The following is a 14,476-nucleotide window of genomic DNA, read 5'->3' as shown; positions in this document are numbered from 1 at the left end:
GGGCAAAGTCATGGAGGGCTACTGTCAAACTTTTACAAAAAAGAGTCTGTGCACCTTGTCATGCACAGACCCTTGAAAAATCTAAACTATACCTTTTCTATAACCTTATTTTTGTATAAATTTTATACTATCTAAGATTATGCCCAAGGATTCTCTGTAGGATACTTAACTTCTGCAGGCTGGTTGTAACCGATCTCTTCTACAGGTACACCGATGTACTTGAATACCTCGAAGAGCTGCTTGCCCCAGTTACCGAATGCAACAGCACCGTGGTGAGGGAAGTTCTTCTCGATAAGTACGTGTCTGTAGAATCTGCCCATCTCCTTAATAGCGAATACACCGATTGAACCAAATGACTTAGTTGCAACAGGAAGTACTTCACCCTCAGCAATGTAAGCGCGAAGCTTAGCATCAGCTGTGCTCTGGAGACGATAGAATGTGATCTTGCCAGGGATGATATCTCCTTCAAGTGTTCCGTTTGTAACCTCGATAGGAAGATTACGAGCCATGATCTTCTGGTATCTCATCTCATGGAATGAAAGCTTGCTTGTGCATGTATTGCCGCAGTGGAAGCCCATGAATGTATCTGTGTGCTTGTAAGGGAACTTGCCCTCGATTGACTCTTTGTACATATCCTTAGGTACAGAGTTGTTGATATCAAGAAGAGTTACAGCATCGTTACTGATAACTGTTCCGATGAACTCTGAAAGTGTTCCATAGATATCAACCTCACATGATACAGGGATTCCTCTTCCTGTAAGACGGCTGTTTACATAGCAGGGAACGAATCCGAACTGTGTCTGGAATGCAGGCCAGCACTTTGTTGTAAGTGTTACGAACTTTCTGTAGCCCTTGTGAGCTTCGATCCAGTCAAGAAGTGTAATCTCATACTGAGCAAGCTTCTCAAGAACTTCAGGCTTCTTGTTGCCTGATCCAAGATCCTTCTTCATATCTTCTACTACTTCAGGGATACGAGCATCGCCAGCGTGGTTCTTGAAGCTCTCGAAGAGGTCAAGCTCTGAGTTCTCTTCGATCTCTACACCAAGGTTGTAAAGCTGCTTGATAGGAGCATTACAAGCAAGGAAGTTCATAGGACGAGGTCCGAAGCTGATGATCTTAAGGTTCTGAAGTGCATATACAGCCTTAGCGATCGGAAGGAACTCGTGGATCATATCAGCACAATCCTCAGCATCGCCTACAGGATACTCAGGGATATATGCCTTTGTATTTCTAAGTGCAAGGTTGTAGCTTGCATTGAGCATACCACAGTATGCATCGCCTCTTCCGTCCATAAGGTCGTTCTGGCTCTCTTCTGCAGCTGCGCAGAACATCTTAGGTCCGTCGAAGTGCTTAGCAAGAAGTGTCTCTGAAATTTCAGGACCGAAGTTTCCAAGGAATACGCAGAGAGCTTCGCATCCGTTCTTCTTAACATCTTCAAGAGCGTTAACCATATCGATCTCGCTCTCAATGATTGTAATAGGGCATTCATAGATGTCCTTAGCATCATACTTGTCTGCATAAGCCTTAACAAGTGCTTTTCTTCTGTTTTCTGCAAGGCTAGCCGGGAAACAGTCACGGCTAACTGCTACGATTCCGATTTTGATTTCTGGAATGTTGTTCATTTTTTTGCCTCCTACCTCTTATAACATTAACTTTTTCTTCTCAAGCCAATTACCAGTTGTACGGTATTACATGTATTTATTATTAATACAACTGATATACTATTTGTCTTTAATACAAAATTATTTTACAACACATTTTGAATTTTTAATGTTTAATTATTGCTATTTAGTCCTCAATTTTAATTTTCTATCTATTCAACAAAAAAAGAGCCCGGAAACTGTATAAAATAACATGTCTCCAAGCTCTTTTTATGTGTACAACTTATTATTTTTTGTTCGCTACATCGGATCTTATAAGGGCTCTCTTGAGCTTAGCTTCTGCAAGCATGACATCCTTGTCTCCAAGTTTGTCTTTGGTTGCAAGTCGCTCCTGAGCACGCTTTTTGGCATCCATAGCTCTCTCAAGATCGATATCCTCTTTCCATTCCCATGTTGTAGCAACAACACGGCACTCGCCGTCCATGACATTTATCATTCCGCCCATGCAGGCAGCTGTTTTTACTGTTCCGTCCTCGAATTCAACCTTAGCAGGTCCCATACCAAGTGCAGAGCAATAATTAGTATGCTTTGCCATAACACAGACATCACCGTCTATGGTGCGAAGGATAATCCTTGTAGCCTGTCCGTCCAGCTTACTCCCGTCAGGAGTAGCTATCTGAAGATGAAACGGAGTTGCCATAGCTCATCCCTCCTTCATCTTATGATTTCTTTGCTTTTTCGAAGGCTTCATCGATAGTTCCGCAGAAGAGGAATGCTGATTCAGGAAGCTCGTCACACTCACCGTTAAGGATCATGTTGAAGCCTCTGATAGTCTCTTTAAGTGGTACATACTTGCCGGGGATACCTGTGAACTGCTCAGCAACGCTGAATGACTGGGACAGGAATCTCTGAACCTTACGAGCACGGCTAACTGTAAGCTTATCCTCGTCAGAAAGTTCATCCATACCCATGATAGCGATGATATCCTGCAGCTCTCTGTATCTCTGAAGAACCTGCTGTACGCCTCTGGCTGCTTCATAGTGATCCTTACCAACTATCTCAGGTGTAAGGATACGGCTTGTTGAATCCAGCGGATCAACTGCAGGGTAGATACCCTGAGAAGCAATCTCACGGGACAGAACCGTAGTAGCATCCAGATGTGTGAATGTTGTTGCAGGAGCAGGGTCTGTAAGGTCATCCGCAGGTACGTATACAGCCTGAACAGATGTAATAGATCCGTCCTTGGTTGATGTGATACGTTCCTGAAGTTCACCCATTTCGGTAGCAAGTGTAGGCTGATAACCTACGGCTGAAGGCATACGGCCAAGGAGCGCCGAAACCTCAGAACCTGCCTGAGTGAAACGGAAGATATTATCGATGAACAGAAGCACGTCCTGCTTCTTAACATCACGGAAGTACTCAGCAACAGTAAGTCCTGAAAGACCTACTCTCATACGAGCTCCCGGAGGCTGGTCCATCTGACCGAATATAAGAGCTGTCTTATTGATAACTCCTGATTCGCTCATCTCACCATAAAGGTCATTACCTTCACGGGTACGCTCACCAACACCTGTGAATACTGAATATCCACCGTGCTCTGTTGCTACGTTGTGGATCAGTTCCTGAATAAGAACTGTCTTACCAACGCCGGCACCGCCGAACAGACCTATCTTACCACCCTTAAGATAAGGGCAGATAAGGTCAACGACCTTGATACCTGTCTCCAGGATCTCACTTGCCGTCTGCTGATCTTCATAAGCAGGAGCCTCTCTGTGGATAGGCCAGTAGTCTGAAGCCTGAATCGGCTCCTTGTTATCTACAGGCTCACCAAGGAGGTTCAATACCCTACCAAGGCACTCTTCGCCAACGGGCATCTTAATAGGTGCTCCGGTATCTTTGGCAGGAGTTCCTCTCATAAGGCCGTCGGTACTGCTCATGGCGATACAGCGGACTTTGTCGTCGCCTATATGCTGGGCAACTTCTACTACCAGACGTGTGCCATTATTATCAATCTCAATGGCATTCATCAGATCCGGCAGCTGTCCATCTTCAAATTTGATGTCCAGTACAGGTCCCATTACCTGGGTTACTGTACCTATATTTTCTGTAGCCAATGATTATCTCCTTTATATTTAGACAAAAGATGTTTACAGTTACACGCTTCATTCCAGCGTTATGAACCGGATCCCGATACGATCTCCGTGATCTCCTGCGTGATAGCAGCCTGTCTTGCACGGTTGTAGTACAAGCTGAGATTGTCGATCATGTCGGAAGCGTTGTTGGTAGCATTCTCCATAGCCATACGACGAGCACCCTGTTCGGATGCAGCACTTTCGCACATTACGCTGAAGATGATACCTGCTATATATTCCGGTATTATCGCATTGAATGTCTCTTCAGAACTCGGTTCATACATGATAACCTCACGACCGTTTTCTGACGGCGGATCCGGTGTAAACGGAAGCAGCTGCCAGGTCGTAGGTACCTGTGACAGAACCGATTTGAAGACAGTTCCGGCCACATGGATCTCGTCGTAGTCGCCATTTTTATAGCCCTGACATACGAGTCTTGACATTTCGAAGCAGTCACTGACAGATACTTCACCTACCAGCGGGAAAGCATCGGATATGATCTCCCTGTTTCTCTTACGGAAGTATTCCAGTGCTTTCTTACCTACAGGAAGGAATGCACATTCCTTACCTTTGGTTTCCTGTTCGATCATCCTGAACATGTTGGCATTGTAGCCGCCTGCAAGTCCTCTGTCTCCGCCAAATACGATATATAACCTCTTCTTGATCTCTCTTTTCTTAAGATATACAGAATCAAAATCAGAGTTTGAATTAGCTATATCGTTGAGCGTCTTAGAAAGGACTTCGTAATAAGGACGGCTGTTCTCTACACGTTCCTGGGCCTTGCGGAGTCTGGAAGAAGCTACCAGCTTCATAGCTCTGGTAATCTGCATGGTGCTCTGCACTGATTTTATGCGGAGCTTGATGCTTTTCATCGAAGCCATGTCAGTTCTCCTTTCCGCTTATGCATTCTTTGTAAACCGTTTTGTATACTCAGAAAGTGAATCCTTAAGAGCACCTTCGATCTCATCATCCCATGCGCCTGTAGCGGCAATCTTGTCCATTACGGCCTTGCCTTTTTCATTAGCATCAAGGAAATCATAAAGACCTGACTCATATTCTGCTACCTGAGCTGTGTCAACTTCCTTAAGGTAGTCATTGTTAACGGCATAAAGAATTGCTACCTGCTTCTCAACAGGAACAGGAGTTCCTCTGTTCTGCTTGAGAACTTCCACAATTCTGGCACCCTTATCAAGACGAGCCTTGGTATCTTCATCAAGGTCAGATCCAAACTGTGCGAAAGACTGAAGCTCTCTGTACTGTGAGTACAAAAGCTTAAGTGTTCCGGCAACCTTCTTCATGGCCTTGACCTGAGCATTACCACCTACACGGGATACGGAGATACCGGGGTTAACGGCAGGTCGTACACCTTCGTGGAACAGCTCTGTCTCAAGGAATATCTGTCCGTCTGTAATAGAGATAACGTTGGTAGGAATGTATGCCGATACATCGCCTGCCTGTGTCTCGATGATAGGAAGAGCTGTAAGTGATCCGCCGCCTTTAGCTTCAGAAAGCTTAGCAGCTCTTTCAAGAAGACGTGAGTGCAGATAGAATACATCTCCGGGATAAGCTTCACGTCCCGGTGGACGTCTGATAAGGAGTGAAAGCTCACGATAAGCAACCGCATGCTTGGAAAGATCATCATAGATGATAAGTGCATGCTTGCCCTGATTCATGAAATATTCACCAATAGTAGCTCCTGCATAAGGTGCAATGTACTGAAGAGGAGCACCTTCTGATGCAGTAGCTGCAACAACTACTGTATATTCCATAGCGCCTGCTGCTTCAAGATTTGCAACAAGGTTGGCAACTGTGGAATTTTTCTGACCTATAGCTACATAGATACAGATAACATCTTTGCCCTTCTGGTTGATGATAGTATCTGTAGCAATAACTGTCTTACCTGTCTGACGGTCACCAATGATAAGCTCACGCTGACCACGACCTATCGGGATCATTGAATCGATAGCTTTGATACCTGTCTGGAGAGGCTCCTTAACAGGCTGACGTTCGATGATTCCGGGGGCTGTATGTTCGATAGGATCGAAACGTACAGGCGTAATATCACCCTTGCCATCTATTGGCTGGCCAAGGGCATTGACTACTCTTCCGAGTACATCATCGCCTACAGGAACAGATACAACTTTTCCTGTACGCTTTACAATATCGCCTTCTTTGATTCCTACATCGGAACCAAGAAGGACTATTGAAATGCTGTTTTCTTCCAGATTCTGTGCCATGCCGTAAGTACCGTTAGAGAATTCTACAAGTTCTCCGGCCATACATTTTTCCATTCCGCTGGCACGTGCGATACCGTCACCGACCAGGATAACAGTTCCTGTCTCTGCCTGTTCGATAGCGGCGGAATAATGCTTGATCTGGCTTTTTATTATCTGACTAATTTCTTCAGGTTTCAGCGCCATTTCTCATCCTCTTATTCCTGCGCTTACTGCGCATACTTACCCTTTCAGGGTTATACAACTGTATCTTTGATGATGGAATTAAGAGCATCAATACGCTCTTTTGCTGTGCCATCATATCGCTTGCCATCCATGTCGAGACGGATACCGCCGATAAGCGCGGGATTGACATAGCAGGTCATATCGACCCTCTTGCCTTTCATCTTCTCAAGCTTATCGTGAAGGGCAGTTTTCTGAGCATCTGTTAGTGCTACAGCACTTGTAACGGTTGCTTCCACAATGCCATGGGCTTCATTGTAAAGTCTGCGATACTCTTTGGCGCAGCCCTTAACTTCGCCCATATATCCCTTCTCACACATGAGTTTTAGGAAATTCAGAAGGTAAGGCCACATGTCAGCTCCGAATGCTTCATCAAGGAGTCTGACCCTGTCATCCTTACTGATACTGGGTTCTGAAAGAAGCTTTTCGTAAAGGGGATTTTCTTTCATGAGAGAAAGAACTGTCCCAAGCTGTTCCAAAACCAGATCCGTCTGATTTTCTTCCGAAGCAAGCTCATATAAGCTTCCACCATATTTCTTGGCTGTTTCGGTCATCATATAGACGTATCTCCAACATTCTGAATGAATTCGTCAACTAGGTTCTCATGATCCTTTTCGTTGATTTCGCGGCCGATAACCTTAGACGCGATGCTCATTGCCATAGAACCGATCTCGTCTTTGGCATCATTGATCGCGCGCTTTTTCTGCTGCTCAATATCCTTCTCTGCCTGTCTCTTAATTGAGGCAGCCTCTGACTGGGCATCTGCAACGATCTTCTCGCTTCTCTTAGTCGCAGTACTTGTTGCTTCCTTGACTATACGATCAGCTTCGTCGTTAGCTCTGGAAAGACTTGTCTCGTACTGAGCTTTGAGATCAAGCGCTTTGGCCTTGGCTTCTTCAGCCTCTTTTAAAGGCTGGTCTACAAGTCCCTGGCGCTTGGCCAAGATGTCCATTACAGGTTTGTACAGGAACTTTTTGAACAAAAGAATCTGAATACCCAGGTTGATCAGCTGAACAACAATTGTCTGCCAGTCCAGCGAAACCAATAAATTGTATGTTGCTTCCATGGTATTCTCCTTTTCTTGGTTTAAGTGTCCTTGTTCCTGACCTTATTAAAGCTGTCCAAGGAAAAGACCAGGTGCAACGAAGATCAGAAGAAGACCTGTAACGAAACCGTAAATACCTGTTGTCTCTGAAAGAGCGACACCAAGGATAAGTGTTGATCTGATCTCGCCTGATGCTTCCGGCTGACGTGCGATTGATGAAACTGCTGCTGCTGCCGCATTACCTTCACCAATACCAGGACCTATACCTGCTATAAGAGCAAGTCCGGCGCCAATACCACATCCTGCAAGTGCAATACCTTTAGCTAATACTGTTAAATCCATATTTAATTCCTCCTAAGAATTATTCGTTACTGTAATAGGTTTATTGCCTGTAAGTAACTTATTCTGATGCCTGTTTAATGAATATACACGTAAGTGTACAGAAGATAAACGGCTGGATCAGTCCGCTGAACCAGTCAAAGTAAAGTGATGTCACAGCCGGTAAACCAATCTCAAGGATCGGAATATTAGCTGCAAGCCATCCTCCAACTACAGGGATAAGTCCCAGCAGCGCAGCACTGGCAAGCCCCAGTGAAGAATAGATCAGGGTTCCGATAACCATACCCGAAAGTATGTTGCCGAAGTGACGGCAAGCCATAGATATAGGCGTGGAGAATTCACTGATGATATTCATAGGTAGCATTACCGGCATAGGATCAAGATATCCTTTGAGATATCCGCCGAATCCATTAGCCTTGATTTTGTGCTTGGTTATGAGTATCAATACAATGATCGCCCATCCGGCCTCTGTTGCCAGGTCAGCAGTCGGACTCCAACATCCTCCTACAAGACTTATCATGTTGCTGAAAATAGCAGTCCCGAACAAAGCGCCAATGAATGGAATATAGTAGTCGAACTTATCGCCCATATTGCCTCTTACAAAGTTATTAAGAAGCTCTACTATCCACTCTGCAATGGCCTGCCTCTTACTGATGCCGGTTACCTTAAGATTTCTTCCAAGGATCCAGCAGATAAAAGACAATACGATCAGAACTATCCAGCCCATGATCATGGTCTGAGTGATGTGGATCTCCCCAATCGGCGAGTTTTCTACTATCGTATAGATCCTCGCGCCATGAAGATCAATGTCCATAAATCAGGATTCACCTCCTTTTACTCCGGGCTCTGAACCAACCTTGCCGGTCAGGTTCAGTTTGCCGGTTATTTGTAGTATATAAATAGCTAGTTTCGGGAAGAGAAGCGGTATCAGAGCGCTTATAACATTGATAAAGGGTACAAAAACAGAAGCTACAATCCATAAGCCCTGAAGCCCCATTCTCTGAGTGTAGCCTTTCTGAACGCCTCTTCTTACTTCTGCACCTCCATTCTGTGCCGCGTTGAGCGATCTCTGGAGAGAAACTGCCATCCAGATAAAGCAGATCATTCCAATAAGAGTACCGCCAACTGCACCGATAACAATAGTCACATCAAACGCGTATAAGCCGGTAAATGAAATCAAAAAACCGACCACGATCTCAATGACACACAAAATCCCGCAACAGGCAAAAACTCCTTTAACGAGTCCTTTGATATCATCATCTAAATGCATGAAACTTCCCTCCCCTTAAAATGTCCTCTTGAATCTGTCATAAGTAAGTGTCCACATTATTATATTTCGGCTAAAAAGCCTTTTTAGTAATGTTTGGAAAAAGAATGACTTTTTGGTTTGTTCTTGTCAGGGCGTTTCTGACCTTTCATGACTATCTTGGTGTAAAACTTCCAGAAAGTCATAAAACCTGCGCCAAGACCGAAAAAAAGCCCAACAAAATAAATCCACATTCCAAATCCGAAATGTGTATCAAGGTACCAGCATCCTGCAAGACAAAGCAGCACAGGCATGATCAGATCAAGCCCCAGCTGGCCAACATATACAAGATATTTAAATGCATTAGACCAATCTCGCATATATACCTTTCATAATAAAAATATAAAAACACGCATGTTCACCAATATTTTAACATAGTGGTTAATTTATGTGCAAGGCTGTCACAAAAACGACAGTCTGTGTTCAAGCAGTCGCACTTCCCACTTGGACGGGCCGGCATCCCCGAAGTCTTTACAGGGGCAGGCCCGTCCAAGTGGGAAGTTTTTATTTTAAATAAAAAAGCCATCCCAACTTACCTAGGATGGCTTTTCGTTATTTATACATGATTTACTCTTCTTCTGTAGCTGTAGTCTTGATGTGAAGCTCTTCAAGCTGCTTGTCTGTTACAAAGCTCGGAGCTCCCATCATTACGTCCTGAGCATTCTTGTTCATAGGGAACGGAATGATCTCACGGATTGAATCTTCTGCTGCAAGGAGCATTACCATACGGTCTACTCCGGGAGCGATACCAGCATGTGGCGGTGCACCATAGCAGAATGCGTTGTACATAGCAGGGAACTTCTTCTTAACGTCCTCTTCACCAAGCTTTACAAGTTCGAATGCCTTGATCATGATCTCAGGATCGTGGTTACGAACAGCACCTGATGAAAGCTCTACGCCGTTAACAACAAGGTCGTACTGATCTGCCATGATAGTAAGAGGATCAACCTCACCTTTTTCTGCCTTAAGAAGGATATCAAGACCACCTGAAGGCATTGAGAAAGGATTGTGGCAGAACTCAAGCTCTCCTGACTCCTCGCCTATCTCATACATAGGGAAGTCTACTATCCAGCAGAATGCATACTGCTCTTTGTCCATGTGTCCGGGAACAGCTGCACCAAATGTCTTAACAAGTACACCTGCTGTCTTAACTGCAGCACCCTTTTCACCAGCAGAAAGAACTACAAGTGTGTTAGGCTCAAGTGAAAGTGCCTTAACAACTTCATCTTTCTTAGGTGCTACAAACTTGGAGATACCACCTACAAGTTCGCCATTTTCATCTACTCTGAACCAGTAGCCCTTATTACCTGACTGAACTTCTACAGCTTCCATTGTCTTGTCGATGAACTTACGGCTCTCATGGAAGTTAGAAACTACAACTGCCTTGATAACACCGTCAGCAAATGGAGCAAAGTCAGGTGTACGAAGAAGCTCTGTAACATCTGTAACTGTAAGGTCAATACGAAGGTCAGGCTTATCTGTTCCATATTTCTCCAAAGCTTCAAGATAAGGAATTCTTACAAAAGGAGCACTTGATGCTCTGTCATATGTTCCATACTTGGCAAAGATTGGAGGAAGTACATCTTCGATTATTGCAAATACATCTTCCTGAGAAGCAAATGCCATCTCCATATCAAGCTGGTAGAATTCTCCCGGTGATCTGTCACCTCTTGCATCCTCATCGCGGAAGCAAGGTGCTATCTGGAAGTAACGGTCAATACCTGAAACCATAAGGAGCTGCTTGAACTGCTGAGGTGCCTGAGGAAGTGCATAGAACTTACCAGGGTGCTTACGAGCAGGAACAAGATAGTCTCTGGCTCCTTCAGGTGATGATGCTGTAAGTATAGGAGTTGTGATCTCCATAAAACCGTGATCTATCATAGAGCTTCTAAGAGCTGCAATGATCTGTGATCTTAAGATGATATTCTTCTTAACTTCAGGATTTCTAAGATCAAGATATCTATATTTAAGTCTTGCTGTCTCATCTGCTTCACGGCTGTGATTGATCTCAAAAGGAAGCTCATTGTAGCGGCAACGTCCAAGAACTTCTACCTTCTCAGGGACAACTTCAATCTCACCTGTCTCCTGCTTAGGGTTCTTGGAGCTTCTCTCTCTTACAACACCTTCAACTGATATTGTTGATTCCTTGGTTATAGCCTTGAACTGCTTCATCATATCAGCATTTTCTGCTACAACCTGTGTTGTACCATAGAAGTCACGGATTACTACGAATCCAAGTTCTGCTCCGACTTCTCTGAAATTCTCAAGCCATCCGCACAGCTTAACTTTCTTGCCTGCGTCTGACAGCCTTAATTCTCCGCATGTATGTGTACGGGACTGCATCTTTATTACCTCCATCTACCTTAGGTGTTTTATGTCATACTGCAACTGTTATCTATTACCACCTTATGTTACAGCCAAAACAATTATCGATTAATCGTTTTTAGCTTTTTTATGTTCTTATTAAATGCCAATCTATAATATCAGAAAAAATAATCATTTCAACGCCTCAGTATATTAGCGAAATATGCGTTAAAAAGGGTGGGTTAAAGGCTTAAAATTTGTACAAATTTTCTTTTATTTTTTTGTTGCAAATTATGGATAGAGGATTATAATAGAATCACCTGTAAACAATTTTGTAATATTTTGTAATAGTTCTTTGAGGTCCCGGTTTTTATGTCAAGCTTTAAATTTGTAAGTATAATAGCCACAGTTGTACTAACAGCAGCGCTTTCACTGCTTGCGACAGGTTGCAGTAATGGTATGTCAACCACCAAGGCTGCACAGAGTGACAGTGCGACTTTTGTAATATCTGAATCCGTTGCCTCAGAATCCGGTTCATATTATGACAATTAAAGACACATTTCTAAGTCCGGATTACTATCCCAGTTTCTCATGTAAAGGCCCGGAGTGCCGTCATACTTGTTGTAATGGTCTTACCATCAACATGTCCCAGCAGGAATATTTCAAGCTGGTTGGTTTGTCATGCTCTGATGAGCTAAGACAGGGACTGGATCTTGCGATTAAACCTCTTTCAAATCCTGATCCATACAAATATGCCGAGCTGTGCCATGACTTTTTTGGTAACTGCCGTATGCTTATGGACAATGGATGGTGCCGCCTCCAGTATGAATGCGGCGAAGATGTTATGACCTATGCCTGCAGATATTTTCCAAGAAGCCCTCGTCTTAACATTGCGCCAAGAGTGTCCTGCTCCTGCGGATGCGAGAAGACCATCGAGATGCTGATGGAATCTGAAGATAGAATCAAGACTACATCAGGCTTATATTCTTTTGACCTCGCTGGTGAGGAGAAGACGTCGGAAGCCTATACCAAAGATGAACTTGAAAAAATACAGAACTGCCTCTTTGACATTCTACAAAATAAAGAGCTATCTTTAGATACCAAGATTACGGATATTAAAGACTTTCTTGAAAGTAATAAGTCAAAAGAAATATCCGGCTTAAGAAGTCAAGAAAACGATCATGCGAAATCCATTGATATTATAAAACTAAAAAAGATCGCAGAATTCGTCAAAGATCAGTACTACACAATGTCAGATTACTGCGATGCATTCCTTAAGGCTGCACAAAGTGATGATCCATCAGCTGCATTAGGGGCAGGCTGCGACAAGCTTCATTCCCTGTTCCCTGATCTTGACATGTGGATCTGTAAGATGTTTGTAAATGATATCTTCTATACGCAGTTCCCTTATATCGGTGAGGAGATGTCTATGACACAGGCAGGTACTTTATTTGAATGCGAGGTACGTTTTTTACAGATGTTACTGTATTCAAATGCAGAGCATATTTCAAGTAAAGATGATCTTGTGGATCTGTGCATGTACTTCTTCAGAATGGCAGACTTTACGCCTTTCTCTCATAATGCACTGGTACTTATGAAGTAACCGACACATTTTTTGTAAGCGCGAAGACTGAATTACATTTCTATCAAAAACATATAACATTAAAGGACTTCTATGATACACATTGGCATCATAGAAGTCCTTTAATGTTATATGTTTGGCAAGTACGAAGTTTCACTAAGATTCTCTCATTTAGTCTATCTCGAAGCTTGCTGCTACTGTATATGTATCGTAGTCTCCGGCGCCTCTGTAATCTGTAACTGTAAGTACTACTCTGTATGTTCCGGAAGGTAACTTGCCATATACATTCGCCCAGTTGATCTTGTACTCAGTAGTATCATCTGATGCTATGGTCATAGCGATGTCTTCAAATATGACATTATCCATCATATTAGCTTCAACCCATCCGGAGTCTTCAAGCTTTTCAATCTTATAAGACTTGGAATATTCAAGGCTTCCTGTAGCACTGCCGCCACTCTGGGTAAATACTACAGTTGCTCCTTTGGAAGATACATCTTGTACTTCAAGAGTAAGACCCAGATCATCTATATTACCTTCAAATAATACAGCTGCTTCTTCATTCATTACATCTGCCTGACCGGATTCTTTCGAAGAATCAAAATCCATGCCACCAGCTTGTTCATCATCCAAAGAGTTCTCCGAACCTTCCATGGTCTTTGGTTCCAGTGCTATAGTATCAGATCCATCACTGTCTTCCTCGTCATAGCTACTTGCTGCTCCTTCCATAGCTCCTTCACCCTCGTCAGAATCTTCTGACTCATACTCCTCTGCATCGCTATATACATCTTCACTCTCTTGTGCTTCCTCGTAAGATGAACTTGCAACATCTTCGTAGCTACCGTCAGCTGATTGATAGGACGGCTTAACACTGATCCAGACCACATTAATAACTGCAAAACCAAGGCACACCGCCGCTGCAACAGCCACATAGCTTATTATCTTCTTGCTATAGCTTCGCCTTTTTGATGATCTTATATCTGTAACCTTTGATTCATCTTCATCAAGGATTTCCTGTATATACTTATCATCTATGTCACTCATGGCCCTTAAAAGGTCTTCTTTGGATTTTTTCATATCGTGACACCTTCTTTCTCAAGATAATCCTTTAATTTATTACGGGTTCTTAATAGCGTCATCTTGACTTTGCTTTCTGAAAGGCTGTACTTATCTGCAATCTCGGTGATGTTATACCCAAAATAATACCTTCTTACGAAGATCTTGCGCGTAAGCTCTTTTTGTTCATACAAGAATTTATTCAAAATCTCGCTAAGTTCTCTGGCTTCCTGGCTACTACCTACTTTGTCATCAGCTATCACTTCCGCAAGCTCATCAAGTAATACTCCCACCTGCGCATTACCTCTCTTATCTGCGTGCATCATATCGTACCTGTCAAGGGACAAGTTCCTTACGATTTTGGACAAAAAGGCAGAGAATACATCAGGCTTTTGAGGAGGTATTGCATTCCAAGTCTTAAGATAGGTATCATTCTCACACTCATCCGCATCCTCAATACTATGAAGGATGCGCATGGATATACTCTTTAAGAGCCTTCCGTATTTATTTTTGGTCTGCACCAAGGCATCCTCGTTCCTTGCAAAGTACAGTTCGATGATCGCACTGTCTTCCATAAGATTTCCCATAAAAATTTGTCCCCTCTTACTATAATGACGGATAATAAACGAATCAGGTCACACTACAATAATATACTAGG

Annotated in this window: 16 protein-coding genes; 2 read left to right on the top strand and 14 right to left on the bottom strand. The window is 43.4% G+C overall.

Annotated features, from left to right (window positions below):
* Nucleotides 1-137: 137 nt before the first annotated feature.
* The 12 genes from I7804_RS03835 to aspS form a co-directional block, all read right to left on the bottom strand.
* Complete coding sequence (locus tag I7804_RS03835; protein WP_022754115.1) at nt 138-1,622, bottom strand: L-fucose/L-arabinose isomerase family protein; 1,485 nt, start codon at nt 1,620-1,622, stop codon at nt 138-140.
* 265 nt (nt 1,623-1,887) lie between these two features.
* Entirely contained in the window at nt 1,888-2,301 is a 414-nt protein-coding gene (atpC, locus tag I7804_RS03830) for an ATP synthase F1 subunit epsilon (RefSeq protein ID WP_022754114.1), read from the bottom strand.
* A gap of 19 nt (nt 2,302-2,320) precedes the next feature.
* A complete protein-coding gene (atpD, locus tag I7804_RS03825; RefSeq protein WP_022754113.1) occupies nt 2,321-3,715 on the bottom strand; it encodes a F0F1 ATP synthase subunit beta in 1,395 nt (464 codons plus the stop codon).
* 59 nt (nt 3,716-3,774) lie between these two features.
* Nucleotides 3,775-4,614, bottom strand: a complete 840-nt coding sequence (atpG, locus tag I7804_RS03820) for an ATP synthase F1 subunit gamma (protein ID WP_022754112.1) — start codon at nt 4,612-4,614, stop codon at nt 3,775-3,777.
* Nucleotides 4,615-4,632: 18 nt separating this feature from the next.
* Nucleotides 4,633-6,153, bottom strand: a complete 1,521-nt coding sequence (gene atpA / locus I7804_RS03815) for a F0F1 ATP synthase subunit alpha (RefSeq protein ID WP_027203644.1) — start codon at nt 6,151-6,153, stop codon at nt 4,633-4,635.
* A gap of 50 nt (nt 6,154-6,203) precedes the next feature.
* Nucleotides 6,204-6,746 (bottom strand): ATP synthase F1 subunit delta, encoded by a 543-nt coding sequence (gene atpH / locus I7804_RS03810; RefSeq protein ID WP_022754110.1) that lies wholly within the window; start codon nt 6,744-6,746, stop codon nt 6,204-6,206.
* Nucleotides 6,743-7,255 (bottom strand): F0F1 ATP synthase subunit B, encoded by a 513-nt coding sequence (atpF, locus tag I7804_RS03805; RefSeq protein WP_027203646.1) that lies wholly within the window; start codon nt 7,253-7,255, stop codon nt 6,743-6,745. The genes atpH and atpF overlap by 4 nt, the downstream gene beginning before the upstream one ends.
* A 45-nt stretch (nt 7,256-7,300) precedes the next feature.
* Complete coding sequence (gene atpE, locus I7804_RS03800) at nt 7,301-7,576, bottom strand: ATP synthase F0 subunit C (RefSeq protein ID WP_022758206.1); 276 nt, start codon at nt 7,574-7,576, stop codon at nt 7,301-7,303.
* Between the two features lie 58 nt (nt 7,577-7,634).
* Complete coding sequence (locus I7804_RS03795) at nt 7,635-8,387, bottom strand: F0F1 ATP synthase subunit A (RefSeq protein WP_027203647.1); 753 nt, start codon at nt 8,385-8,387, stop codon at nt 7,635-7,637.
* A 3-nt stretch (nt 8,388-8,390) separates the two neighbouring features.
* Nucleotides 8,391-8,843, bottom strand: a complete 453-nt coding sequence (locus I7804_RS03790) for an ATP synthase subunit I (RefSeq protein ID WP_027203648.1) — start codon at nt 8,841-8,843, stop codon at nt 8,391-8,393.
* Between the two features lie 83 nt (nt 8,844-8,926).
* Nucleotides 8,927-9,199: an AtpZ/AtpI family protein gene (locus I7804_RS03785; protein ID WP_022754105.1), complete on the bottom strand. Its 273-nt coding sequence runs from the start codon at nt 9,197-9,199 to the stop codon at nt 8,927-8,929.
* A gap of 247 nt (nt 9,200-9,446) precedes the next feature.
* The gene (gene aspS, locus I7804_RS03780; RefSeq protein WP_248405030.1) at nt 9,447-11,237 is read right to left on the bottom strand and encodes an aspartate--tRNA ligase; all 1,791 of its coding nucleotides are present in this window, start codon (nt 11,235-11,237) and stop codon (nt 9,447-9,449) included.
* Nucleotides 11,238-11,555: 318 nt separating this feature from the next.
* Here aspS and I7804_RS03775 point away from each other — a divergent pair, with 318 nt between their 5' ends.
* Nucleotides 11,556-11,735: a hypothetical protein gene (locus I7804_RS03775; RefSeq protein WP_022755657.1), complete on the top strand. Its 180-nt coding sequence runs from the start codon at nt 11,556-11,558 to the stop codon at nt 11,733-11,735.
* Nucleotides 11,725-12,786, top strand: coding sequence for a flagellin lysine-N-methylase (gene fliB, locus I7804_RS03770; RefSeq protein ID WP_248405028.1), 1,062 nt, complete (start codon nt 11,725-11,727; stop codon nt 12,784-12,786). The genes I7804_RS03775 and fliB overlap by 11 nt, the downstream gene beginning before the upstream one ends.
* 150 nt (nt 12,787-12,936) lie before the next feature.
* Here the strand turns inward: fliB and I7804_RS03765 are convergent, their stop codons facing one another.
* A complete protein-coding gene (locus I7804_RS03765; protein ID WP_248405026.1) occupies nt 12,937-13,839 on the bottom strand; it encodes an immunoglobulin-like domain-containing protein in 903 nt (300 codons plus the stop codon).
* Nucleotides 13,836-14,405, bottom strand: a complete 570-nt coding sequence (locus I7804_RS03760) for an RNA polymerase sigma factor (protein ID WP_248405024.1) — start codon at nt 14,403-14,405, stop codon at nt 13,836-13,838. Before I7804_RS03760 ends, I7804_RS03765 begins: the two co-directional genes overlap by 4 nt.
* Between the last annotated feature and the right edge of the window lie 71 nt (nt 14,406-14,476).

This window comes from Butyrivibrio fibrisolvens, assembly GCF_023206215.1.
GTDB lineage: Bacteria > Bacillota > Clostridia > Lachnospirales > Lachnospiraceae > Butyrivibrio > Butyrivibrio fibrisolvens_C.
The sequence above is the reverse complement of the archived record's forward strand: the minus strand, read 5'-3'. Positions and strand labels throughout refer to the sequence as shown.